19 protein-coding genes are annotated in these 25,898 nt (G+C 45.7%); 15 read left to right on the top strand and 4 right to left on the bottom strand.

All coding sequences use genetic code 11. The annotated features are described in order from the left end of the window. Positions 1-233: 233 nt before the first annotated feature. From MUK70_RS00730 to MUK70_RS00695, 8 genes are all read left to right on the top strand, one after another. Positions 234-1,601, top strand: coding sequence for a sugar transferase (locus MUK70_RS00730; RefSeq protein ID WP_234656766.1), 1,368 nt, complete (start codon positions 234-236; stop codon positions 1,599-1,601). A 114-nt stretch (positions 1,602-1,715) separates the two neighbouring features. Beyond that, positions 1,716-2,579: a dTDP-4-dehydrorhamnose reductase gene (gene rfbD / locus MUK70_RS00725; RefSeq protein ID WP_234656765.1), complete on the top strand. Its 864-nt coding sequence runs from the start codon at positions 1,716-1,718 to the stop codon at positions 2,577-2,579. A 273-nt stretch (positions 2,580-2,852) separates the two neighbouring features. Next, positions 2,853-3,011, top strand: coding sequence for a hypothetical protein (locus MUK70_RS00720; protein ID WP_234656764.1), 159 nt, complete (start codon positions 2,853-2,855; stop codon positions 3,009-3,011). Next, on the top strand, positions 3,008-4,705 hold the full coding sequence (locus MUK70_RS00715) for a sodium:solute symporter family protein (protein WP_234607263.1): 1,698 nt from the start codon (positions 3,008-3,010) through the stop codon (positions 4,703-4,705). Before MUK70_RS00720 ends, MUK70_RS00715 begins: the two co-directional genes overlap by 4 nt. A gap of 403 nt (positions 4,706-5,108) precedes the next feature. Further along, positions 5,109-6,470, top strand: a complete 1,362-nt coding sequence (locus MUK70_RS00710; protein ID WP_234656763.1) for a TolC family protein — start codon at positions 5,109-5,111, stop codon at positions 6,468-6,470. A gap of 61 nt (positions 6,471-6,531) precedes the next feature. Next, the gene (locus MUK70_RS00705; protein WP_234656762.1) at positions 6,532-7,641 is read left to right on the top strand and encodes an efflux RND transporter periplasmic adaptor subunit; all 1,110 of its coding nucleotides are present in this window, start codon (positions 6,532-6,534) and stop codon (positions 7,639-7,641) included. A gap of 38 nt (positions 7,642-7,679) precedes the next feature. Continuing rightward, positions 7,680-10,847, top strand: coding sequence for an efflux RND transporter permease subunit (locus tag MUK70_RS00700; protein WP_234607260.1), 3,168 nt, complete (start codon positions 7,680-7,682; stop codon positions 10,845-10,847). 151 nt (positions 10,848-10,998) lie between these two features. After that, entirely contained in the window at positions 10,999-11,901 is a 903-nt protein-coding gene (locus tag MUK70_RS00695) for a bestrophin family protein (protein WP_234607259.1), read from the top strand. Positions 11,902-11,958: 57 nt separating this feature from the next. Here the strand turns inward: MUK70_RS00695 and MUK70_RS00690 are convergent, their stop codons facing one another. Beyond that, positions 11,959-13,356 (bottom strand): DUF4270 family protein, encoded by a 1,398-nt coding sequence (locus MUK70_RS00690; RefSeq protein WP_234656761.1) that lies wholly within the window; start codon positions 13,354-13,356, stop codon positions 11,959-11,961. A 501-nt stretch (positions 13,357-13,857) separates the two neighbouring features. Between MUK70_RS00690 and MUK70_RS00685 the strand changes: the two genes are divergently transcribed. Both MUK70_RS00685 and MUK70_RS00680 read left to right on the top strand, forming a co-directional pair. Then, complete coding sequence (locus tag MUK70_RS00685; protein ID WP_234607257.1) at positions 13,858-14,880, top strand: Kelch repeat-containing protein; 1,023 nt, start codon at positions 13,858-13,860, stop codon at positions 14,878-14,880. A gap of 2 nt (positions 14,881-14,882) precedes the next feature. After that, entirely contained in the window at positions 14,883-15,227 is a 345-nt protein-coding gene (locus tag MUK70_RS00680) for a DUF4907 domain-containing protein (protein WP_234607256.1), read from the top strand. Between the two features lie 5 nt (positions 15,228-15,232). Here MUK70_RS00680 and MUK70_RS00675 read toward each other — a convergent pair whose 3' ends face one another. Next, the gene (locus tag MUK70_RS00675) at positions 15,233-16,342 is read right to left on the bottom strand and encodes an endonuclease/exonuclease/phosphatase family protein (protein WP_234656760.1); all 1,110 of its coding nucleotides are present in this window, start codon (positions 16,340-16,342) and stop codon (positions 15,233-15,235) included. Positions 16,343-16,512: 170 nt separating this feature from the next. Here MUK70_RS00675 and rimP point away from each other — a divergent pair, with 170 nt between their 5' ends. The 3 genes from rimP to infB all read left to right on the top strand — a co-directional run bounded on the left by rimP (position 16,513) and on the right by infB (position 21,518). Continuing rightward, positions 16,513-16,995 carry a ribosome maturation factor RimP gene (rimP, locus tag MUK70_RS00670; protein ID WP_234656759.1) on the top strand — a complete coding sequence of 161 codons (483 nt, stop codon included), beginning with the start codon at positions 16,513-16,515 and terminating at the stop codon, positions 16,993-16,995. 86 nt (positions 16,996-17,081) lie between these two features. After that, positions 17,082-18,323 (top strand): transcription termination factor NusA, encoded by a 1,242-nt coding sequence (nusA, locus tag MUK70_RS00665; RefSeq protein WP_234607253.1) that lies wholly within the window; start codon positions 17,082-17,084, stop codon positions 18,321-18,323. 72 nt (positions 18,324-18,395) lie between these two features. Further along, positions 18,396-21,518, top strand: coding sequence for a translation initiation factor IF-2 (gene infB, locus MUK70_RS00660; RefSeq protein WP_234656758.1), 3,123 nt, complete (start codon positions 18,396-18,398; stop codon positions 21,516-21,518). Positions 21,519-21,621: 103 nt separating this feature from the next. Here infB and MUK70_RS00655 read toward each other — a convergent pair whose 3' ends face one another. Continuing rightward, positions 21,622-23,223 (bottom strand): carboxylesterase/lipase family protein, encoded by a 1,602-nt coding sequence (locus MUK70_RS00655; RefSeq protein WP_234656771.1) that lies wholly within the window; start codon positions 23,221-23,223, stop codon positions 21,622-21,624. Between the two features lie 178 nt (positions 23,224-23,401). On the opposite strand from MUK70_RS00655, the gene MUK70_RS00650 reads away from it, so the two are divergent. Both MUK70_RS00650 and MUK70_RS00645 read left to right on the top strand, forming a co-directional pair. Next, positions 23,402-24,142, top strand: coding sequence for an NUDIX hydrolase (locus tag MUK70_RS00650; RefSeq protein WP_234656757.1), 741 nt, complete (start codon positions 23,402-23,404; stop codon positions 24,140-24,142). Between the two features lie 3 nt (positions 24,143-24,145). Next, positions 24,146-24,436 (top strand): TIGR03643 family protein, encoded by a 291-nt coding sequence (locus MUK70_RS00645; protein ID WP_234607250.1) that lies wholly within the window; start codon positions 24,146-24,148, stop codon positions 24,434-24,436. Between the two features lie 183 nt (positions 24,437-24,619). Here MUK70_RS00645 and MUK70_RS00640 read toward each other — a convergent pair whose 3' ends face one another. Then, positions 24,620-25,837: a serine hydrolase domain-containing protein gene (locus tag MUK70_RS00640; RefSeq protein WP_234656756.1), complete on the bottom strand. Its 1,218-nt coding sequence runs from the start codon at positions 25,835-25,837 to the stop codon at positions 24,620-24,622. Between the last annotated feature and the right edge of the window lie 61 nt (positions 25,838-25,898).

Genomic DNA, 25,898 nt, shown 5'->3' with positions numbered 1-25,898 from the left:
CACATTAGAGGGTTAAGATGGCCGATATTTATCAAACTGGAGTCTCGACTAAGCACTGGTCAAGTTTCCGGTTTCTTGAAATATTTAAAAGAAAAAATCGCCGATGTCATTATTTTTATCCAAATTTGCGTAGTATTGTATTGCTGTGCTAGTTGCATTTTTTTTATACTACGCCTTTGAGGCTGTTGAAATCAACTCACGGTTGTTACTGATTCAACTCAACGTCTATCAATATGAAAAATCACTATCCTGGCTTTCTTCCAAAGGCCCATCTGTGGACCGATGTAATTCTGCTGAATTTGTCGTTTCTTTCAGCATATTTATTGCGTTTTGAGCCCAACTCGGGTATTCTTCCGAACAATTACATCAATTTACTGCTTGTAGCGAACCTTGTCTGGATATTCACTATCCATATTTTAAAAACCTATTTATTTACCCGCCTCTCCTACCATTTTAATACGCAGCTTGCCAATTTTCTGAAAGCAGTGCTTGTACATGGAGCCGTAATGATGGCTTTCTTATATCTAACCAAGCAAGGCGAGGAGTATTCCAGGTATCAGTTTTTAGCAACTTATGTTGTGTTTGTAACCCTATCCACAGCATCAAGAGCAGGAGCCGTTTTATTTCTGAAACTATACCGCAAAGCTGGCTACAATTACAATCGTTACGCCATTGTTGGTAAAGGGGATCTGGCTTCATTAATACGTGAGTTTTACGGTGAGCGCAAAGAGCTGGGTTACCGTTACTATGGAATGTTTGAATTGGATAGCAATCAAAATCACATTGGTAACCTCGAAGCAGCGGTTAAACAAAACCAACTTGACTACCTTTACTGCTGCCTATCAGAAATGAGCGATGATCAGGTTCGGGACGTGATTAAACTTGGTGAGCGCCTAAAAACACAAATTCGGCTTGTTCCGGATTTCAGAGGTTTCATGACCAACATGGCTACTATCGAGTATCACGACATGTATCCGATCATTCAGGTGAATACCAAGCCGTTTTCAAGCTTCAATGAGCAAACGCTTAAACGCAGTTTCGACCTTGTTTTCTCCGTAATTGTGATGATTCTGGGCGCTCCCATATTCTTCCTGGTTTGGGCTGCTATCAAAATTACATCTCCCGGACCAGTGTTCTTTAAACAACAGCGTTCTGGAAGATGGGGCGAAATGTTCTATATCTATAAATTTCGCAGTATGCGTGTAGATGCAGACAAAATGGGTTTGCAACATTCACAGGGAGATAATGACCCGCGCATCACCCCGATCGGGCGCGTTCTCAGGAAATCAAGGCTTGACGAGTTGCCTCAATTTATTAATGTATTGAAAGGTGAAATGTCAGTCGTAGGGCCACGACCTTTATATAAATATGATGTGGATATGCTGATGGAAGCGGCTCCGCATGAATTTCAGCGACTTTTAACAGTTAAGCCTGGCATTACATCCATTGGTCAAATCAATGTTGGATATGCTGATACGGTGGCGAAAAATGTTGAGCGTTTGAAATATGACCTTCAATATTTGAAATCATACAGCGTGTTCGATGATGTTCGTCTTATATTTAGAACTGTGCAGGTGATGGTTCTTGGTCGCGGTCAGTAAGGTTTGGCTTCAATAATTTTATATAGAGAAGGCCTGATAGATAATATTTCTGTCAGGCCTTTTCATTTGATTAAGCATCCGTTTCTATATTTACACAAAACCTAAATTGATCTAATGAAAATAGTAGTTCTCGGCGCGTCGGGCCAACTAGGCAGTTGCCTGAAAAAAGTTGCAGCTGAAAGAAATATCAATGACATTTCGTTCCCCTCTGAACAGGAAGGGAACATACTGGACGAACAGCTTCTTGGTAAGTTATTTTCAACAGAAAAACCTTCGTTTGTAATCAATTGTGCCGCATATACAGCGGTGGATAAAGCGGAAGATGAGCAGGAAATCTGCCGCAAAGTGAACCGGAATGGGGCTGCATATATTGCAAAAGCTTGCGCCGAACATGGCGCTACGCTTGTTCACATTTCTACTGACTTTGTTTTTAAAGGTAATGTTACTGGCCTTTTGAGCGAAACAGACCCTACGGAGCCGGAAAATATCTATGGCCTCACAAAATTAGAGGGTGAAGTTGCTATTGCAGAGGTTTTGCCTGCGCACTTTACATTACGTACAAGCTGGCTCTACTCTGAATACGGCAACAATTTTGTCAAAACCATGCTTCGACTGGGTAAAGAAAGAGACCAGCTTGGCGTGATTGTGGACCAGGTGGGCTCTCCTACGTATGCGATTGATCTGGCCGGCACCATTCTGGATATCATTGCATCTGACAGCAAAGAATATGGCATTTACCATTACAGTAACGAAGGCGTTACGTCATGGTATGATTTTGCAAAAGCCGTGTTTGACATTAGCCAGACTTCGGTAAAGCTAAATCCTGTCAAAACATCAGAATATGTTACCAAAGCAGTTCGCCCGGCTTACTCGGTAATGGATAAGACGAAAATAAAAACCGTTTTTGGAATTCAGATCCCTTACTGGAGAGACAGCCTTGCCGAATGTCTGGAGCGTCTTGCGGCAGAGAGCGTATAATAGCCAGCTCATTGCTTTTCGAGAGCAAAGGATTCTGAGAGTTGATACATTTCCTTATGGAGTTTCTGGTCATAAATGCCTTCATGATTTGAAAGAGACAATTTGGTCATCCAGGTTGTCTCTTTTTATTTTTCCGTGCCAGGAAAGCGTCCCCCGCAGTCACCCCGTTCATCCCAATTTTCATTTTGTATGCTAAAACAATGTAAAAACCGTTCTATTTTTACCGGTGGTACAATGCCCGGTTGATGGCTGCCCTAACTCTGACTGCTCTTAATGAAAATAATTGAAAATAGTCCGCAGGATCGGGTCCCGCAGGACCGCGATGGCTTGCCTCCATTTGTCAGTAGCTGGAAACGGCTCTATCAGCTGCTCATAGGCACCCTTATCCTTTTGATTGTCCTCTTCTATTTATTTATGACCCATTTTCAATGAGCTCTCTGGACTGGATCGTACTCTCACTCACACTTATATTTGTTGTTGCCTACGGGATTTATCGCAGCCGCGAAACACAAACCATGGACTCGTTTTTGCTGGCGGGACAGTCGCTCCCTTGGTATCACGTCACCTTATCATTAATGGCTACCCAGGCCAGCGCGATCACTTTTTTATCGGCCCCGGGTCAGGCTTACACGGACGGGATGCGTTTTGTTCAGTTTTACTTCGGTTTGCCGCTGGCGATGGTGGTATTGTGCATCACGTTTGTTCCCAAATTTGGCCAGCTTAAAATATTTACGGCCTATGAATTTTTAGAGAGGCGCTTTGATCTTCGGACGCGCGCGCTTACCTCGTTCCTTTTTCTTCTGCAGCGCGGGCTCTCCACAGGCCTTTCCATATACGCGCCATCGTTGATCCTATCTGCCATTCTGGGCTGGGACATTACCTGGACCAACATTATCTCGGGCGGAATCGTCATGCTTTACACGATTGCAGGCGGCAGCCGCGCCGTTTCGCACACGCACTTGCAGCAGATGGGAATTATTACCGTCGGGATGGTTGTGGCAGGTGTGATGGTCGTTAAATTTCTGCCCGACGAAGTCTCGTTCGGCGACGCGCTGCATGTGGCTGGCAAGATGGGCAAGATCAATCTGATCGACTTTACTTTTGATCTCAACAACCGATATAATGTATGGTCGGGACTGATCGGCGGTTTTTTCCTGCAACTTTCCTATTTCGGGACGGATCAGTCGCAGGTAGGGCGTTTCCTGACGGGAAGCTCTCAGGGCCAAAGTAAGCTGGGGCTGGCCATGAATGGTCTTTTGAAGATCCCGATGCAGTTTATGATCCTGCTTGTAGGCGTGCTGGTGTTTGCGTTTTATCAATTTACAAACCCGCCGCTGTTCTTCAATGAAACGGCCGTGCAGCAAGTAAGAAAAACGCAGTATGCCAACCAGTACAAAACGCTCGAAGACAAGCACGATGCCATTCAAGCGGCCAAGCGCCCGCATGTTTTGGAGCTTACGCGCGCTTTAAAGAAAGATGACGAGCCGGCGATTGAACAGTCAAGAACTGCGCTTGCTAAAATAGAGAGCCAGGTCCAGGATGTGCGCAAGCAGGCCGGAGCCGTGCTTTCCAAAGCCAATGGAGCCGAAATCAATGATGTCAATTATATCTTTTTAAGGTTTGTGATCGATTATTTACCCGTGGGAATGGTTGGTCTCTTAATCGCGGTGATCCTTCTGGCGTCCATGGGTTCCGTGGCTTCTGCCTATAACTCGCTGGCTTCGTGCAGCATTGTCGACATTTACAAGCGCATGGTGCATAAAGATGATGATTCCATTAATTATTTAGCTGCCTCGCGCTGGGCCACATTCTTTTGGGGGATATTCTGCATTGGTGTTGCCCAGTACGCCTCGCGCCTTGGCAGTATGATCGAGGCGGTTAACATTCTTGGATCATTATTTTACGGTGTAATCCTGGGCATCTTCCTGGTCGCGTTTTATTTTCCCAAAATCGGCAGCAGGGCCGTTTTCTTTGCGAGCATTTTAGGCGAAATATTCGTGGTTCTCAGCTACTGGCTTGACCTGACGGCCTTCTTATGGCTAAACCTTATAGGATGCGTGCTGGTCATTGTTTTTGCCGGGATCATTGAAAAAATCCTGCCGCAGCCCCAGACCAAAACGCTGTAAGTAACCTTCGAGACTGCTATGTAACCGCCCCTGAATACTGCAATCCTGGGCATAAATTAGATGGGATTCAGCTTTCTGTATAATTTCTTTTAAAAGTTTGATTATTAAAAGAATATTGCTCCACAGGCAAAAGTTTTACACAGTACAGTGAAACTATTCCGGCTGTTAAATCCTTAATAAGTACAAATCGGAAGACCCTGATGGCAGAAACCCACCTTCATTATGTCACCGTTTGTATACAAATTATAGCCCCTGAGCCTATTATGCAATCACTGATCCACCCCTTGATTTTCGGCAGTATTCTTGATTTTATTCCCACTGATAGCTGACAAGCCGAAATCAATTTTCAACGGCGCGACCCAAAGCGCAACTAATCACTCTGTTTCATCAAATAAAAATCTACATGAAGTATTGGTCTAAGCCACAAAAAACAATGCGTTTGGCGCTTAGCTCGGCACTGCTTTTACTCACTTCTTTTTGCCCTATATTTTCTCAGGCCATTCAGGAAAGTTCCAAAGAGGCGCCCTTATTACAGCAGGCAACTTTGCAGGCGGTTGTTGACTACGCCATTAAAAACCAGCCCATAGTTCAGCAATCGCTGATCGACGAGCGTATTACAGAAAACCAGATCCGCAGCAGGCTTGCTGACTGGTATCCGCAGATTAATTTTAACTACAATCTGCAACACAACTTCATTGTTCAAACCAGCATTATTGCCGGTAACCCTGTAAAGCTCGGGGTTAGCAACGTTTCTGCGGCCCAGTTCACATTGTCGCAGCAGATCTTTAACCGTGATGTGCTTTTGGCAAACCAAACAAAAAGGGACGTTCTTCTGCAGGCAAGTCAGAATACTTCCTTTAATAAGACCGACATTGCAGTAAATGTTTCCAAAGCATTTTATGATGTGCTGGCCACAACACAGCAGATCGATGTGGCCCAGGAGGACATTCAGCGGCTGGAAAGAAGCTTGAAGGATGCAGAAAATCAGTACAAATCCGGAATTGCCGATAAGATCGATTTCAAGCGGGCGACGATTTCGCTCAACAATACAAAAGCGAGCAAGAAAAGCAACGAAGAGCTTTTGAAAGCCAAACTCGAATCTCTTAAATCTTTGATGGGCTATCCTTCCAATCAAGCTCTGGAGATCAGCTATGACACCTTGCAGATGGAGCGGGAGATCGCTCTGGATACGATGCAAAACCTGGATTTGAATTCACGCATTGAATATCAGCTGCTGAGCACACAAAAGAAGCTTTTGGAGGCAAATCTTCAATATAACAAATGGAGCTACCTGCCCAACATTTCCCTGAACGGGGCTTACAACCTCAATTTCCAAAACAACCAGTTCACTGATCTTTACAGTAGGAACTACCCCAATTCATTTGGTCTTTTGACCCTTTCGCTTCCGCTATACCAGGGTGGCAAAAGAAAGGCGAACGCAAAAGCGGCGGAATGGCAAATCAAACGGCTGGATTGGGACATCAAAGGCCTTCAAATGAATGTAAGCGCCGAATACGCTCAGGCGCTGGCAGGTTATAAAGGGAATTTGACTAATCTTTTGGCCCAAAAAGAGAACATGGACCTGGCCCGCGAGGTCTACGACGTAATCCAGCTTCAATACAAGTCCGGAATTAAAACCTATCTGGAAGTGGTAACCTCAGAAACGGATCTTCGTTTGGCCCGCATTAGTTACTACAACGCGCTTTACCAGACTTTGGCTAGCAAGATTGATGTGCAGAAAGCCCTTGGGCAAATGAATTATTAGCAGGTAAGGCCCCGCCTGCTTGTTTCCTAGTTAAGAGATAAAATTGAAAAAATACCAAGATATGTTCTCAAATAAATTACCATACTTTTCCGCAGCACTTTTTTTGAGCATGCTAAGCTCTTGCGGAGATAAAAACAAGCAGCAGCAGCAACCTACTGCGCCTCCGGCAGTTCCCGTTTCCCTTATAGCAGTGTCCACAGCTGATGCAGCTTACCATGACGAATATCCCGGAACGGTTACGGCACTGAATGAGATTGAGCTTCGCCCGCAAGTAACTGGCTTTATCACCGGCATCCATTTTAAGGACGGCTCCCGCGTGAGAAAAGGACAGCTTCTTTACTCCATCGATGCCCAGCTTTATAATGCTAATTATGACCAGGCAGTGGCTAATTTGAATGTTCAGCAGGCCAATCTTGCACGCGCTCAAAAGGATGCAGACCGCTACCATGAGCTGGAAAAAAATGACGCGGTGGCAAAGCAGCTGGTCGACAATGCGGATGCTGCCCTGGAAGTGGCCAAGCGGCAAGCCGAGGCTGCCAAAGCAAACATTCAGGCCGTTCAGACCAGCGTAAATTATACAAAGGTAACTGCCCCGTTCGATGGCGTGATTGGCATTTCAATGGTGAAAGTAGGTGCCGCGGTAACAGCGGGCCAGACTGTCTTGAACACAGTCTCTACCGATAACCAGCTGGCGGTCGATTTCAACGTAGATCAAAAAGAAATTTACCGGTTTTCGACTTTGATGAAAAATGCAAAGGCTGCTGACTCCACATTTACGTTGAAATTCGGAAATGATATTTATCCTGCCACAGGGAAAATTGCTTTGATAGACCGCGCCGTCGACCCACAGACCGGAACGATCAAAACCAGACTTGTCTTCGCAAACAAGGACAACAGGCTTCGCTCTGGCATGAGCGGAACGGTCCGTGTTCTCAATAATTCTTCGGCTAAATCCGTGGTGATCCCATTCAAAGCGGTTACCGAGCAGTTGGGTGAATATTTTGTCTACGTAGAAGGCGATAGCAGTAAAGTTAGCCAGCGGCGCGTTGTGCTGGGGAATTCTCTGGGCGCTAACGTGATTGTTAAAGAAGGACTTAAAGAGGGGGAAAAGATCGCAGTGGAAGGAGTTCAGAACCTGAGGGAAGGCGCAGTTATTAAAGACGGGAAGTAACCCTTCGTCTCTTACTATTCTAATATAATCCAGTAAAAATGATTGCAGATATTTTTATTAAAAGACCTGTTACAGCGATAGTTACTTCCGTTGTACTGGTCCTGGTAGGTCTGATTGCCTTGACGACATTGCCTGTTGCGCAGTATCCGGATGTAACCCCTCCTACCGTTACGGTGAGTGGCAACTTTACTGGCGCCGACGCTCAGACTGTCGAGCAGACCACGACCACGCCAATTGAAACGCAAATTAATGGTACGCCGGGCATGACCTACATGTCCAGTAACTCGACCAGCAGCGGGCAAAGCAGCATTAACGTTGTTTTTGATGTGGGTACGAATGTGGATATCGCTGCCCTGGACGTTCAAAACAGGGTGAGCGTTGCAGAACCTACCCTGCCGGATGCGGTAAAACGTCTTGGCCTTACGGTTAGAAAACGCCAGCCGAGTATCATGATCGTCCTGGCACTCTACTCGCCAAACGGCACGCATGATGCGCAGTTCATCGGTAACTATGCCAACATTTATTTAAAGGACGCCTTGCAGCGTGTAAAAGGAGTTGGGGATATCATTTCCAGGGCTGATGACTTTGGTATGCGGATCTGGCTAAACCCGGAAAAACTAGCTAACCTGCGCATGACGCCTTCCGACATTTCAGCAGCGCTCGCCGAGCAAAACCTGCAAGTCGCTGCCGGAACCATCGGTGGCAACCCGCAGCCTAATGCCCAGACCTTTGAATATAACGTACTGACCAACAGCCGCCTGAATACCAAGGCGCAGTTTGAAGACATCATTGTCAGAAGCTCGCCGCAGGATGGAAGTGTGGTGTATCTGCGCGATGTGGCTCGGGTTGAGCTGGGAAAATTCGATTATGGCTCAAACGCTTTTGTTGCCGGAAAACCCGCTGCGTTCGTTCTGATCTATCAGGCGCCTGGTGCCAATGCGCTAGCCACCTACGATGGTGTGATGAAAAAGCTTACGGAAATGAAAAAAACATTTCCAAAGGACATCGACTACGTGATTCCTAATGAAACAGCGACTGTGGTTAAAGTTTCTATCGAGGAAGTTTTGAAGACATTTGCCGAAGCCATGATCCTGGTTGTGATCGTTGTGTTCCTATTTCTTCAAAACTGGCGCGCAACGCTGATCCCGATCCTTGCTATCCCCGTTTCGCTGATTGGTACACTGATATTTTTTATTCCCTTCGGTTTTACGATCAATACGCTGACGCTATTTGCATTTGTACTGGCCATTGGTATAGTCGTCGATGATGCTATTGTGGTTGTCGAGGCCGTGCAGCATTATATTGATGAGAAGAAAATGTCGCCTAAGGACGCAACCGTTCAGGCTATGAAGGATATCTCAGGCCCTGTCATTGCGATTGCCCTGATCTTAGCAGCGGTTTTTGTTCCGGTGAGTTTTGTGCCCGGTATCGTGGGCAGGCTTTATCAGCAGTTTGCCATTACCATTGCCGTGTCCGTTTTGCTTTCCGCATTCGTTGCACTCTCGCTTACACCAGCGCTTTGCTCGATTATGCTTAAACCTTCCAAAGGCGAAAATGATAACAAGAACTGGCTGGAAAGATTCTTCGACCGCTTTAACCGCTGGTTTGACAAGGTTTCGCGGGGTTATACGCGTGGTGTTGCCAAATGGATCAAAGCCACGCCCCTTGTGCTTGTGATGATGGTTTGTCTGTTTGTTGGTCTGTTTTTCCTTTTCAAAAACAAACCTTCGGGCTTTATTCCCGTTGAAGATGAAGGGCGTCTTTTTGTAACCTATGAAATGCAGGAAGCAACTTCAACGACGCGTAACATTGCTATGCTCAAAGAGATTATGAAACGTGTTTCTGCTATTCCTGAGGTCCGTGTGGCCGGGGGTTTGGCTGGACTCAATGTTTTGAGCTTTTCTAACAAGTCCAATGTGGGTACATTGTTTTTGAGCTTGCAACCCTGGGCTAACCGCAAAGGCGCCGAGCATCATGTGCAGGCTGTAATTAAGCAGATTCAAAGCCGCACTGCTGACATCAAGGAAGCACGCGTTTTAGCCATTGCGCCGCCCGCAATTCCGGGCTTGGGTGCAACGTCAGGTTTCACTTTCCAACTCCAACAATCTACCAGTACGGACAACATTCAGCAGTTCGAGGCTGTGATGCGCAACTTCCTTGGCGAGGTCAACAAGCGTCCTGAGATTGCCATGGCCTTTACATTCTTTAATGCAAGAACGCCAAGTTATCAGATTGACGTGGACCGTGAGAAAACCAAGAAACTGGGTGTCCAGGTCAATGATGTTTTCAGTTCGCTTTCCACATTGCTGGGAAGCAGCTATGTCAATGACTTCAACCTTTACGGGCGTAACTTCCGCGTAATGGTGCAGGCAGACAGTAGTTTCCGCTCGTCACTGGATAAGATTCAGCAGTTTTACGTCCGTAACCGCGAAGGAAATATGATCCCGCTGGGCTCACTCGTAACAACCAAAGTGGTGGAAAACCCCGCGCTGATTTCTCACTATAACATTTACAGATCAGTCGAGATCAACGGAACGCCTAAGCCGGGTTACAGCAGCGGGCAGGCCATTAATGCGCTGCGTGAAGTGGCCCAGAAGCTTCCGGCCGGTTACAGCTACGAGTTCTCGGGCATGAGTAGTGAAGAGATCAAGGCAGGTGACAGCACAACGCTGATCTTCTCCATTTCAATCGTATTCGTATTTCTTTTCCTGGCTGCATTGTATGAAAGCTGGTCGATTCCATTCTCTGTACTTTTTGCAGTTCCTATTGGCGCATTCGGTTCGATCTTAACATTGACGTTTCTTCCGAGCCTGTCCAACAATATTTACGCGCAGATCGGTTTGATCACCCTGATTGGGCTTGCGGCCAAAAACGCGATCTTGATCGTGGAGTTTGCCAAAGAGCGTGTCGATAGTGGCATGGAGCTCGTTGCCGCGACGCTGGAAGCCGTGCAGCTTCGCCTTCGCCCTATTATTATGACCTCGCTGGCCTTTATTTTAGGCGTGCTTCCGCTTGCCTTCGCTAATGGTGCTGCCGCCGAGTCGCGTAAGACGATTGGCTGGACGGTGTTTGGCGGGATGCTTGCGGCAACGTCACTGGCCATCTTTGTGGTTCCTGTTCTCTTTGTTGCCATTGAGAAAATTGCAATGGGCAAGAAAAAGCATGAAAACAATAAGCCCGATACGCCTGCTGCCGAAATAGCGTAGCGTCTTTTGACACCAATAAAAAAAGCAGCTCATGGAAATAATATTTCTGTGAGCTGCTTTTTTTATTGATTTTTTGTGAAACCTTTCCCAACCAAAACCGCGGGCATTCTTTTTTAGCATGAAGCGTGATGCTTTTTCATAATCTTCTATCATGTACGTAAAGCAAGTATTTTCAATCTGGCGGCTGCTCGCAGGAATCTGGCACGGGCTGCTTGCCGTCACAGCTTATGCCACACTGGTCTTTTACCTTTTCAGCTACCAGCACTGGCATTTTTTATCATTTCCCATATCGATCATTACCATTCTGGGCACAGCGCTTTCGCTGCTGCTGGGTTTCAGGACCAACTCCGCCTATGACCGTTGGTGGGAAGCGCGACGCGTTTGGGGCGAGATCGTCAATGACAGCAGGTCCTTGGTAAGACAATCCATTTCCTTTATTAAAACAGATAAAGAAGAAAAAGACGAAGTCATCTCCAACATTGCACATCTGCAAATCGCCTGGTGTTATGCGCTTACAAATTCGCTAAGAAGGGAACCCGTTTTGGTGTATGCGGACCTTCACTTAAATGCAGCAGAGCATGATTACGCTTCCAGTCAGGACAACATCCCCAATGCCATTTTAAACCTGATACAATCCCGGTTTACGGAGCTGCACGAACAAAACAAGATCGAAACGCTGCTCTACCAGAACATTGACCAGACCTTACAGCGGCTTTGTGATGCAATGGGAAAATGTGAGCGGATCAAAAACACCGTTTTTCCAACCCAGTACAGCTTTTTCGTCGTGCTGGTTATTTTCATTTTTACGCTTGTACTGCCCATGGGCCTGGTGGAAAGCATTGGAAGGATCGCTATTCCAATCACATTTATTATCTCGTTTCTCTTCCTTTATGTGGAATGGATTGCCTACGTCATGCAAAACCCATTTGAGAACGGGCCAAACGACATTCCGATGACCACATTATCGCGGACCATTGAGATCAACCTCTTGGAGCTGATCCAGGCCCCGAAAATCCCGGAGAAAATCCTGCCGAAGAATGGCGTGGTGATGTAAATAAAATGGAGCTGCCCTTTCCAGGACAGCTCCATTTTTATGTATCAATTTTACAATCTAACGCACTTTTACCGTAGTATAATAAAGCTGCAATTTTACGCCCGGATCGCTGTTTCTCTGATCACCGATCACAAGCCGCGCTGCACTTTTGCTGAATTCGGTGTTATACTCAGGACCGCTTTGCGGGTCAGTATTAAATGGTGAAGTCCTAATCAATAAACCGGTTGTGTTCTCACCACTGGTGGCCAAAATTGATGTCAAAAAACTGCTTAGATCAAACTCGTAATAGGCCGTATTATTGATAAGGTCAACTCTTAACGCAGTAGGAATAGCAGAATTATCCCTCGGATCCCTACTTAGTGGCTCAGGACGCCCATCCGCTCCCAAATAGAACTCATTGTTTTTATTCACCAAATATGCATATAACCTCGAGGGCGCAGGATAAAAATTCGTTACCGACGCCTTCAAGGGGGACACGCGCAAAAAAGCTTTATTAACAACCGCATAAGGATTCAATTTCAACTCATCAATCGTGGGTAAATCCACTCGCATGGCAACGGCCAAACCTGCCTGGATGAAAGACATGTTACCCGATTGCGATGATGGTAGCGAGACCCTGCTCGTAGTAGGCAGCTTTGCCAACTGCGTGCCCTTCCTGTCCCCTAAAATCTGATTGTAGCCCGCATTTGATTTAATTAATGAAGAATCTTTTGTAATTCCATCGTCGCCCGTTAAATGGTAATGCAGCTGGATCGAAGTATTGTCATCAATAAGCGTAAAGCCAATGATAGCTCCATTATCCGAAGCGCCGGGAATCAATGCCAAGCCCTTAACAAGGTCAATCCATTCCGTATTGCTGGGAAGCTGGTTTTCTTTGGCCATCTCAAATATCTGTTTCCCTAGTTTGTCAGAAAGTCTGATTTTGAGCGTTCCGCTTGATCTTGGAGTTGGCACCACCCTAACTTTTCCAAGCGGGGTTGCTGCATACGGCGTGCTATTGGAATTATAATAGGCTCCTTTTTTAGTCATATCCTCCAAAAGCTGGTGCACGGTAATATTCATGGCAATAGTTGTATCGCCATGGGCATAATTATCATATTTTAGCGAAAGCGTCAGCGAGTCATAAACGGCTAGTTCGGGAACAGCGATTGCATTGCTTGTGGTAGGCTGAAAAAATGCAGTCGCCTGGTATTTACCGAAATAAGGATCAATGTTTCTACCCACCAAAAGACGGGAAGGCCCTCCTGTCATCACCGAATCCGCAGCCAGCGTAGAAAGTATAACCGTAGATGTATCTGAAAATTGCACGGCAAAATCATCAACATTAGGCTGGACGATGGCTTCAATCTGATCTCCCGAAGGTTCACAACCCGTAAGAGAGGCTGTTACACCCAGTATGACCAGTAATCTAAGAACCGTCGAAGATCTTTTAAGAAAATGCGAATTGAATTTCATTTAATGCAAGAACAGTAAAAAGTGCAAAATTATCATATGTAATCTTAATTACAACATCATTAAGACAAATGCGGCAAATTAAAGCGGCATGAATCCGTTGCAACAAAAACACAGAGCCGAACGTAAGGGTTTTAAACGGCGCTCATCAGCGCTTTGGTGCCACCCATGCATGCCGCTGATCATAGTTACGCCACATGGCAGCTAAAAGTGGCAAACATGGTTGATAAACGTAAAACAAGCCAGGCTATTTTAAACCAAACACAATCAAGCTTATGACAACAATACCAATGCTACCATCGTTGAAAAGCTGCACGGAAGGCTAAACTTTTAGACAAAAAATAACATATAATTTTACTTAGCAGTATCAAGATGTTATGTTTGCAAAAAATTTCAAGTAGCGACTGCTGATTTTGAAGCATTAATCTTAACAAAAGGCATACTCCCGGGCCTCATTATTCACCATTTTTCTATTGTATCAATTAGTCAAACCATATTTTTTACATGTTTAATACCTTAAAAAAGACTTCATTAGCCCTTCTGGTTGCTTCAACCGCATTTATTTCCCTCAGTTGCAATAAAGATGATCCCGAAGCAGACAAAATGGGAAACTGGTATAGAGCAGGCATTCCTAGTTTCGGAGGATCAGCCAGGGCTCGCGCAGTAAGCTTTGTAATTGGTAATAAGGGATATATCGGAACAGGGCTTACGAACGAGACTGTTCAAAGAGTTAAAGATTTCTGGTCCTATGACGCAACGACAAAAATCTGGTCACAAGTTGCTCCGTTTGAGGGATCCGGCAGAAATGATGCAGTTGCTTTTGTACTGGGTGGCAAAGCTTATGTTGGTACCGGTTTTGATGGTGTCACCACTGTGGATGGCGGATACAAGAAGGATTTTTATCAATACGATCCTATTAGCAATAAATGGACCAAAAAAGCTGATTTTGCCGGGGGAACCCGCCAGTATGCAACCGCCTTTGTAACGGATAACAGGGCATATGTCGGCCTTGGATGGAATGGAAGCGGTTACTATCAGGATTTTTACGAATATAATGCAACGACGGATAAGTGGACTGAAAGGGCAACCTTTACAGGTGGAAAACGCAGGGGCGCAGTTTCATTTACAGTTGGTGGTAAAGCATATGTGGGTTTTGGCCAGACCAATTCGGGAACCGGAGAACCCAAAGATCTTTACAGCTTTGATCCTGCCGGAAATAGCGGGACTGGTGCCTGGACAAGGATGGAAGCCAACACGGATGATAAATTGACAGGAAGATCTTATGCATTCTCGTTCGTAATCAATGACAAAGCTTATATAGTGGGTGGAAATGGCAAATCCGACACCTGGGAGTATACACCAGGCACCAATACATGGACTGAAGTTGCACCGTTCGACGGTGTCAGAGCTTTTGCAGCTGGATTTGCAATCGGTAACACGGGCTACCTTGGAACCGGAGGAAGCATCACGGACGATTTCTGGGCATTTGATCCAACTGCACCAGTAAATGACGACGACGACCTGTAATTGTGAGTAGCAAGAAAAAACTCATTGTTATAGTCGGCATACTGGCCTTTGCTGCTGTCACTTATATCATTCTTCCCAAAGGAGATATAGGTGCAGACGGCAAAGGCCTTCGCCGTTTAAAGGTAGAAGCTTTCAAAGTTGATTCTGGCTGGGCTTACAGGATTCTTGATAAGGACACGCCCATCATTGAGCAGCGCAGCATACCGGGCATTGCCGGCAACAGCGGTTTTAAAGACGAGCAGTCTGCTTTAAGAACAGGCAAACTCGTAGAGAGCAAACTCGAAAAAGGCATTTTCCCCCCTTCGGTATCGGCAAGCGAGCTGGATAGTCTTGGAATAGACTTTTAACTGTACTAATCTTTCTTCTCCCCTAGCCCGTCACGTTTGAACTGGTAATGTCCCATCACCGGGTAATGGTCTGAATAGTCAACCTTATCGAATGTAGTAAAGTCTTGGATTTGAAGCTCATCATCGCTGTAAAATTGGTGATCTATACGGATATAATAAGGCAGATGATTAAAAGTAAAGCCAAACCCATCCCCTTTCTCTTCAAAACCGTTTCTGAGTAAGCTACGCATTTTGCTGTAAACGTAACCATAAGGGATCTCATTGAAGTCTCCGCAAACAATGACAGGGTACGGTGAGGCATTGATCCAGGTTTCCAGGGCGCTCATTTCGGCCGATCTTCTTACAAAACCATTCCGCATGCGCTCGAAGGTGATCTTTCCTTCTTTCTTAACCCCATCCATCTGCTTTTGATGAACCAGTGCGCTGAGCTTCAATGTCATCGAATAAAGGTGCACGGCAATGATGCGAACCGTATCGCCTTTGATTTTGATATCAGCCTGCAACATGCCATTCTGCGCTTCGAAAATCGTGTCACGCTGGGCAAGGATAGGATACTTTGATAAAACCGCAAGTCCCCAGGAATGCGTATGGTTTTCAGCTTTATTGCGGCTATAAAATGCGCTGTACACATATCCGGCGCTATCCAGCGCCTTATTGATGTTAAGGAGCTTGCCACGGTCACTGAAATACTCTGACATGCAAAGAATGTCGGCATCCGAAGAGGATATCCAGCTTTTCATATCGCCAATGTTCCCTCTGACCTGGGGATCTTTCAGGTCTTCATTTCGCTGAAAGCTGTGCACATTGTAGTTCATCACAGAGAATGACCTGGCAAGCTCCTGCTCGTCAGCTTTATGACCGAAAGAATACGTCCTGGAAAGAAATATCCCAGCCAACGCAGCCATGACCAAAGGCAATAATGCTTTTTTTCGCTCCACAATAAACCAGATTGGAATGCTGACCAGATGGACAATGACCACCACCGGAAAGGACATCATCATGAATCCGGCCACCCACCCTTTGAGCGGAATCCATAGTATCAGTATGTAAATCAGCAGGGTATAGGCCGCAAAGCACTTGTAGAGGAACCAGAGGAAGTTTTTTAACCCTTTCATTAATTCAAATATCGCATTTTTTCGCAAAAATAGGCGATTGACATCAATTTAGAAGACATCGCTTTAACTTGTACAAATGATAAAATATTTTTACCTTTGCAAATAATTCTATTTTGATCGATTGATTGAGGGGGTCTTAAATCCCCTTTTTTATTTGCAGTAAGCCGTACATGACAATAAAAGAGCAGTTGGAAGCTTTGCTGGAACCATTTTTACAGGATGGCGACTGTTTCCTTGTAGATATCATTATTAAGCCTTCCAAGGTAAGTCAAAAAGTGTCAATTCTTGTCGACAGCGACGAAGGGATTACCATTCAGCAATGTACATCCATCAGCAGGAGATTGGCCAAGCAACTGGAAGAGCTGGAAGTTTTTGCTGACGCCTACACACTTGAAGTTTCATCACCCGGATTAGACCAGCCTTTGCTTTTGCACAGGCAATATCGAAAAAACCTGGGTAGGAATTTAAAGGTTACTTTGAAAACGGGAGAGGTCATTTCGGGGACATTGATCGAGGCGAGTGAAGAAATTGTAAAATTACAGTTACCTGCACCTAAAAAGAAAGCGAAAATACCCATTGACCCAGCTGAGTTGATCCGGGAAATTCCGTTTGACGATATTTCAAAGGCTTTAATAGAAATTTCATTTAAATAAAGTTGCAAGCCAGATCATTATTCTGATTTGTAATCAATTATATAATATGTATAACTTAGTATCAGCAAATATCTATAACATAAGCAATGGATAGCGGAATATTAATTGAGTCATTCGCCGAGTTTGCAAGCTCCAAAAACATCGATCGTCCAACGATGATCAGTGTTTTGGAAGAAGTGTTTCGTACAATGATTCGCAAGAAATACGGCACCGATGATAATTTTGACGTAATCATTAACCCAGAAAGCGGAGACCTTGAAATGTGGCGGACACGAGAGATCGTCGACGACAACTCCGAGGACATATGGGATTATAACAAAATACCACTGGCAGAAGCCCGCAAGATTCAGAGTGACTTTGAAGTAGGTGAAGAGGTTGCAGAGGAAGTTAAGCTCGTTGAATTCGGCCGTAGGCTCGTTCAAACGGCAAGGCAGACTTTGATCCAGAAAATCAAAGACATGGAAAAAGAAATCATGTTCGAGAAATACAAGGATCAGGTGGGTGAAATGATTACCGGCGAGGTGTATCAGACATTGAGGCACGAAGTAATCATTGTCGATTCAGAAGGCAACGAACTTTCGCTTCCACGCACTGAGCAGATTTCAAAAGACCGTTTCAGGAAAGGAGAATCCGTTAAGTCTGTGATCCACAAAGTGGAAATGAACAATGGTTCTCCCCGGATCACGCTATCAAGAACTTCACCGGTTTTTCTGGAAAGGTTGTTCGAAGTTGAGATTCCTGAGATTTATGATGGAATTATTTCTGTAAGACGTGTTGTTCGTGAACCAGGGGAACGTGCAAAAGTAGCCGTTGAATCCTACGACGACAGAATTGACCCGGTTGGTGCCTGTGTAGGAATGAAAGGATCGCGTATCCATTCAATCGTGCGGGAACTTGGTAATGAGAATATAGATGTTATCAATTATACCGACAACCTTGAACTTCTGATCAGCAGGGCGCTGAGTCCGGCCAAGGTAAGTTCAATGCAAATTGACCGCGATGCCAAGCGCGTCTCTGTTTTCCTTAAACCCGACCAGGTTTCGCTGGCAATCGGTAAAGGTGGCCAGAACATTAAATTAGCGGGCAAGCTGGTCGGAATGGAAATTGATGTTTTCAGAGACATAGAAGAACAGAACGACGAAGACGTCGATTTGACCGAATTCTCTGATGAAATTGACGAATGGATTATCAGTGAACTGCACAAAATTGGTCTGGATACGGCCAAAAGTGTGCTGGCACTTAATAAGGAAGAACTTGTCAGAAGAACCGATCTTGAAGAAGCAACGGTTGAAGAAGTTCTTGACATTCTTCGAAAAGAGTTTGAATAATTTACAATAACCGGCAGTTTTAATCCAGGGGTTAGATCTGCCAATGCAAAACTTTTTCTACTAATTGCTAATATGGCAGAAGATAAAATGATGCGCCTTAGCCAAGTGGCACGGATCCTGAACGTAGGAATTACTACGATCGTGGATCACCTGTCTGCCAAAGGGTATAAGGTGGAGAGTAACCCGAATACAAAGATTAATTCTGATCAGATTGATTTCCTTGCAAAGGATTTCAAATCTGATGATCTAAAATCATCCCTTTCCTTTAAACCTGTTCAGACTGAGACTCCGGTAGAAACAAAGGAAGAGAAAGTAAAAAGTGATGTTGATGGAATACTTTACTTCCGTAACAACCCTTCGAAAGCCGAAGAGAATCCTGTTGTTGAAGAAAGCGAATCAAATGTGCAACCCGCTTTCGAAAACCGCCTGCCCGGAATTAAGGTGGTTGGTAAAATAGATTTAGACGCAAGAAGACCTGCGCCGACACCGCCTGTCGAGGCGCCGAAACCGCAAGTTGCTAAGGAAGTCGTTTCGGAAACGAAAGAGACGCAAGCACCGGTGGTTGAGCCTAAGGCCGAACCAAAGCCCGAACCTGTTGCACAGCTTGAACCACAAACTGAGCCAGCACAGACGCAAGCTCCTGAAAAAACACCTGAACCTGTTACCGAGCAGCCGAAAGCTGAACAGCCTCAGCAGCCAAAATCCGAAGAGCCGAAATCAGTAGCTGAATCTGTTCCCGAGCAACAAATTGAGGCTGAAACGCCGAAACCCGCACCGGTTGCAGAAAGCGCACCGGTTCAAGAAAGCGTACTTGTTGCAGAAGCGCCAACGACAGCTGTGGAAAGTGCTGCACCAGCCGCTCCGGTTGAAGAGGCTGCCGAATCGAATTTAATAGAAGCCAAAGGAGAACAGCTGCGCGGACTTCGTGTAATAGGTAAGATTGAGCTTCCTTCTGATAAAAATAAGAAAAAAGACCCCGTTGCTTCCAGCAGCGATACTGCAGCAGATAAGAAACGCCGCAGAAAACGCAAGAGAATCCGCGATGGCGTGGTAGTTGCCGGTGAAAACCGCCCTGCTACTGCACCAGCAGATCCAAATGCACCTGCAAGACCTAAGGAGGCAAATGTTCCGCCAGCTGCAAACCGCACAGGAAACCGTCCGGCTGCTCCGGGAGCACCCGCCGCGCCAGGTACAACGCCGGCAGCAGGCAATGCAGCCGCCAGAAGCGGGCCTAACAACCGCAGCAATGCAGGCAGCAACAACCGCCGTGGCGTTAAAAGAGAGGAAGTTTCAGACAAAGAAGTTTCAGATAACATTAAGGCCACAATGGCCCGCATGGGTGGTGGAAACACCAGGAATGTAGGTCGTGGTGGTAAAGGGACGCGTCGCAGAGACCGCGGAGATCAGAACGATCCCAACGGCTTTGATTCAGACGAAACAAAAGTATTGCGCGTAACAGAATTTGTTTCGGCAAACGATTTGGCTTCACTAATGGATGTAACAGTTCAGGAAGTTATTTCGGTTTGTATGAGCATGGGCATGTTCGTGTCAATCAATCAGCGTCTGGATGCAGAAGCGATCACTTTCATCGCTGACGAATTTGGCTTTGAAGTTGCATTCATCTCGGCCGAAGAAGAAGTGCAGAATGATGTGCAGGAAGAAATTGATGAAGAAGGATCTCTTATAGAAAGAGCGCCGATTGTCACAATCATGGGTCACGTCGATCACGGTAAAACTTCCCTTCTGGATTATATCCGGCAGGAAAACGTTGCCAGTGGTGAAGCGGGCGGAATTACCCAGCACATTGGTGCATATAGTGTGAAGACCAAAACAGGAAAACAAGTAACATTCCTTGATACACCTGGTCACGAAGCATTTACAGCGATGCGTGCTCGTGGTGCCAATGTTACCGACGTTGTCATTATTGTGATTGCAGCAGACGATAGCGTGATGCCTCAAACGCGTGAAGCCATTAACCACGCACAAGTGGCTGGTGCGCCGATCGTATTTGCATTCAGTAAAGTGGATAAGGCGGGTGCTAACACAGAAAAGATCCGTGAAGAACTAGCCAACATGAACCTTCTGGTTGAAGAATGGGGTGGTAAATACCAAACTCAGGAAATTTCGTCCAAATCGGGATTGGGTATAGATGAGCTGCTTGAAAAAGTATTGCTTGAAGCCGAATTGCTGGAATTGAAAGCCAATCCAAATCGCCGTGCCGTAGGAGCAGTTGTAGAGGCTTCTCTTGACAAAGGTCGCGGATATGTAACTACAATCCTTGTACAGACCGGAACGCTGAAAGTGGGAGACGTTATTCTTGCTGGCTCGCATTACGGTAAAGTGAAAGCGATGACTGATTACCTGGGTAAAAAGCTTAAAACAGCCGGACCATCCATGCCAGTTCAGTTGCTGGGTATCAATGGAGCCCCGCAAGCAGGTGATCGCTTTAATGTTTTTGAAAACGAACGGGATGCGCGTGATATCGCCACCAAACGTGAGCAGATCCAACGCGAGCAGTCTATCCGGACGCGTAAGCACATTACGCTTGAAGAGATCGGGCGTCGTAAGGCCATCGGAAGCTTCCGTGAGCTGAACCTGATCGTTAAAGGTGACGTGGATGGATCGGTTGAAGCGCTTTCTGATTCATTATTGCAACTTTCTACGTCAGAAGTTCAGGTGAACATTATCCACAAAGCGGTGGGTCAGATCTCTGAATCGGATGTTAACCTTGCCATTGCCTCTGATGCGATTGTGATCGGGTTCCAGGTTCGTCCTTCTTCAAATGCGAAGAAAATGGCTGAGCAGGATCAAATCGAAATCCGTCATTACTCGGTCATTTATCAGGCCATCGACGAGATCAAAGATGCGATGACGGGTATGCTTGCACCTTCTATCGAGGAGATCATTACCGGAAATATTGAAATTCGCGAAGTATTTAAAATTAGCCGTATCGGAACAATTGCAGGTTGCTATGTTACCGATGGCTATGTGAAACGGAGCAATAAGATTCGCGTTGTTCGTGATGGTATTGTACTGCTGACCGGCGAAATTGACTCGCTGAAACGTTACAAAGATGACGTGCAGGAAGTTAGAAACGGTTACGAGTGCGGTTTGAGCATCAAGAATTACAACGACATAGAAGTGGGTGACATTATCGAAAGCTTCGAGCTTCGGGAGGTGAAAAGAACACTTTAATAATCATGTTTATCAAAAAGCCCTGCATCGAACTTCGATGCAGGGCTTTTGTTTGTATGACTAATCAGATTCAAGACTTTCTAATGTCTGATTCAAGGCGTTGCTACTTCATATATTCCTTATCCAGGAACAAATATCGCTCCCGGTCGCGCTCGGTCTTTTGCTGACTGGTTACATCAATGTCCATGTATTTCACAGGCCCTTTACCCGTGTTAGCATCCCACTGAGGCAAATCCTTTCCATTTGGATTACCAGTCTTGATAAAATTTGCGAAATAATCCACCATAGTAGCAGAGACTTTATGATCATCGGGGGTCCAGTCATAAACCTTATTGCTGGAAAGATTTCCCAAGGCATACTCGATTTCCGAAGCATGGGAAGCTCCTACTGCCGCCGGTTGCACAGGTGCTTTTTTGGTAGCGTCGTCCTTGATTACGCCGCCCGCAAGGCCTGGCTTGGCGTTGCCCATTGCAGCCGTCATGGCCGGGCGGATTCGCGAGAACACATAACGGTACACCGGTCGTCCACCTGTTTTCGCTTGCAGCTCAGCCCATTTCCAGGTGCTATACACAATAAAGCGATCACTTGAAAGTGCTGTGGCGGCCTTCACAACATCATTATCTGAGGCAGCGGGGTATAATTTAAGAACCTGCTCAGCTTTGTCATTGTACAAGCTGCCAACTGCCTTTTTATAATTTTCCAATGTTGGCGCATCTGCCTTCAAAACGACTTGATAAGGGACTTCCGCAGAATTCCAACCTACTAAAATAGGAATGTGTGCTTGTTGCCCGGCTTCAAATATTTCAGGCAGTGTTTTTGGCAAGAAATATCCATCAATGGTCGGCGTAGTAGCTGTGCGCGTTTGTCCAGGTGTGTAGGCTGCGTCCAGAAGATCATTTGCTGACAAGGCCCGCAGCTGCGCAAGCGATCCGCCCGTTTTTACGCCTGAAGCAAAGGCTGCCCCTATTTTTTCGGCTTCTTGAAGTGGAATGGAGGCCAGCGTAGGATTAATGGCTGCACCGCTTTCACCTATAGCGCCCACAATCAAGTCCTTGGATAAAGGTGAAGCCATTTGCACAGAAACCGAAATTGAGCCCGCAGACTCACCTGCAATGGTTATGTGTTTGGGATCTCCGCCAAACTTGTCAATGTTCTTTTGCACCCAAACAAGTGCTGCGTGCTGATCCAGGTAACCGTAATTACCAGATGATTTATTGGGTGATTCATTCGTCAAATCAGGATGTGAGAAAAAACCGAAAATGCCCAGCCGGTAGTTTAATGTAACGACAACAATTCCTTTTTTTGCCAATGCCTCCCCGTCATACCTTGGTTCTGATCCATCACCGGCGGCAAGTCCCCCTCCATAAAAATACACCAGGACGGGCAGTTTCTCCGTCATTGTCTTTGCCGGCGTCCAGACATTGAGGTAAAGGCAATCTTCGCTCATATCCTTGGATCGGAATCCCATGTCGCCAAAAATTGGTTTCTGCATAGGTTTGTTGCCGAATTGATCTGCTTTGCGAACCCCGCTCCAATTCCTGGCGGGTTGCGGCTCTTTCCAGCGAAGCTCGCCAACGGGCGGCGCAGCGAAAGGCACCCCTCTGAAAATAAGCAGCTCAGACTCTCTGATTCCTTCCAGTATCCCGTTTTCCACAGTTACCTGGTTGCTTGTGGTCTGCGCAAAAATCGTGATCGTTGCGCTCATGCAGCAAAAAACCGCTGCTAATAATGGTTTTCGAATTGTAATAAGATTCACAGTTTGTAATATTTAGAGAAATAACAAGGCACAATTCTATTATTGTACCAATATGTTACAATAATAATTTAAATTCTCTCTGTTAGCAAATCTTTTTGTTACTTGCCTGCGTACAGTAGAGAGAACAATGGACCAAGAATTCAGAAAACAGGAAACCAATTCGACAGGAGAAGGATACTTGCCCGGACTGGCCATAGACACCGTGATTTTCGGATTCCACGAAAATGAGTTAAAAGTACTTTTGCTTACCTACATGAATACAGGCTTTTTTGCATTACCAGGCGGCTTCATTTATAAAGACGAAGATATCAACCAGGCCGCCCGGCGCATTCTTTTTCATAGGACCGGACTGAAAGACATTTACCTGGAACAGTTTTACACATTTGGCGACAAAAGCCGGCATGATACCGAGCCCCTGAAAAAAATAATGGCCGCCCGCGGTTTTTTTCCCGAAGACAGCCATTGGCTTTTGCGCCGTTTCGTTTCCGTCGGATACTACGCCCTGGTGGATTTCACAAAAGCGATTCCTTCGCCTGACAGCATCTCCGATAGTTGCGACTGGTTTAATTTATCTGACCTTCCTGGGCTAATGCAGGATCACGAGCACATTATTGCCAGGGCCCTTCAAACAATCCGGCAGGATTTAGACCACAAACTGATCGGCTTTAAGCTGCTGCCCGAACATTTTACTATGAGCGAGCTGCAAAGACTCTATGAGACAATTTTAAACAAAAAATTACTCCGGGCGGCCTTTCAGCGCAAAATGCTGGGCTTAGGCGTGCTGGAAAGAATAGCTAAGAAATGGACCGGAGGCGCACATAAAGCCCCGTACCTTTATAAATTTATTTCTCAAAACACTTCATTTTAGAAAATGCCTGAACATAATCCGGGTTTGACCCCGCAAGATATTGACCGGATCATTGAAATGGCCTGGGAGGACAGAACACCATTTGAGGCCATCCTGGCGCAGTTTGGATTACGTGAGCAAGAAGTGATTGCTTTGATGCGTAAAGGTATGAAGCCCAGTAGCTTTAAGATGTGGCGAAAGCGCGTGCAGGGCCGGGCCACAAAACACCAACAGTTGCCGGCCAATACAGACCACAGATTCAAATCCAGTATGCAAAGACAAACCAGCAACAATAAGATCAGCAAGCGCATTTAAAGGATTCAAACCCAAAAAATCGAAAGCCAGCATTAATACCGTGAGGTGTTGAAGACTGACTGCCTTACATGCCAATAACCCTAAAAAGCCAGTATCCATTGACACTGGCTTTTTAGGGTAGAGTTCCAATGAAGCGCCAAGCTGAATGCGTTGGCGCCTGCTGGCATTATCCTGATGATTTAATTAAAGATTTTTAAAGGATGCCTCGTAAAACTGCGCCAAGACTTTAGGATCTGTAATCTGGCTGTGTGTTGAGGTGGCAAAAACTGCAACCTGCACTTTGCCAAAATCGACAATCATCGCTTCACAATTATCCTCTGCTCCTTTCTTCCAGTAATAAATGCTTTTTTTGCCCGCGATACTGCCATCGAAACCAAGCAGCTTTGCCTTCATTTGATTAAGGTTATCAAAGCTTATCACCCTGAACTGCGCCACCGCCGACTGTAATTTGGCAAACTGCTCTGCGTTCATATACAAGCCCGTAACGCCACAATTTACAAGCTTCGTTTCTTTTCTAGTACCCGGCTCGCTGCCATTCTTGGTTGGGTATCCCATGTTTGCAGCCGAAGAAAGGATCGTACCATTTTCATCCCATCCACGCCAGTCGATCACTGTTGAGTTGGAGAGCCCCGCTGCTTTGAATACGTTGTTTCTCACATAAGCACGATACTGCTCGCCATATTCAATGAAGTTATTATTGGAGGATTCCAGCTTATTTAGTTTGCTGCTATTTCCCTGGGCAGCGAGTTTCTTAGCCTCGAGATAAGGCAGGATAACTCCCAAAAGCAGGTAGTTGACATCGTTGTTTTCAAGACTTTTTTCATCAAACACCTTTTTATTGACTCCCCCGCTTACCGTCGAGGAAAGTTTATGATGATCATGATAATTGATTAAGCCTGTCCGGTGAGCAAGAAGCCTTTCAAAAGTAAGGGTTTTAAACTCTTTGCTTGGCGTCCAGTATTTAGGCAGGTAAGGCCAAACTGCTGATCCAAGTGGCACATTGTACTTTTGAAGTGCATGGATCATCGCTACTGCTGTTACATACTGCGTAACAGTGGAAATCTCCTGTTTTGCAATTGCGCTATGCAGCATTATAGGCGAATCGACGTGTTTGCGGGCAAAGCCGTCGCCTCCGTTTGTTGCATAGTAAGGCACACCGTCATTATAAATTGTGTAGCCAAAACCCGCTACGAGCGGCTCCATGTATGTTTCGATTTTGAGGGCGAACTCATGTTGATCAAACTTGGTAGGGACACCAAATTTGGCCGAACGTGTTGAATCCAGGCTTTTTTCAGTTGTAAGCTCCTCGGACAACAGCTGGTCTTCCCGGCAGCTGCTGGCTAGCATGGATGACAATAAAACAAAGCAGAATGTGACTAATTTCGAGAATTGATTTTTCATTTTTTTTGGATAAATAGTTGAGTAAAAGGATTGTAAATGGGCATGCGTCCTGGGTTGCGCG

The sequence above is a fragment of the Dyadobacter chenwenxiniae genome (assembly GCF_022869785.1).
GTDB classification, from domain to species: Bacteria; Bacteroidota; Bacteroidia; order Cytophagales; family Spirosomataceae; genus Dyadobacter; species Dyadobacter chenwenxiniae.
Note: the sequence above shows the minus strand (reverse complement) of the source record. Positions and strands in the feature narration are given on the sequence as shown.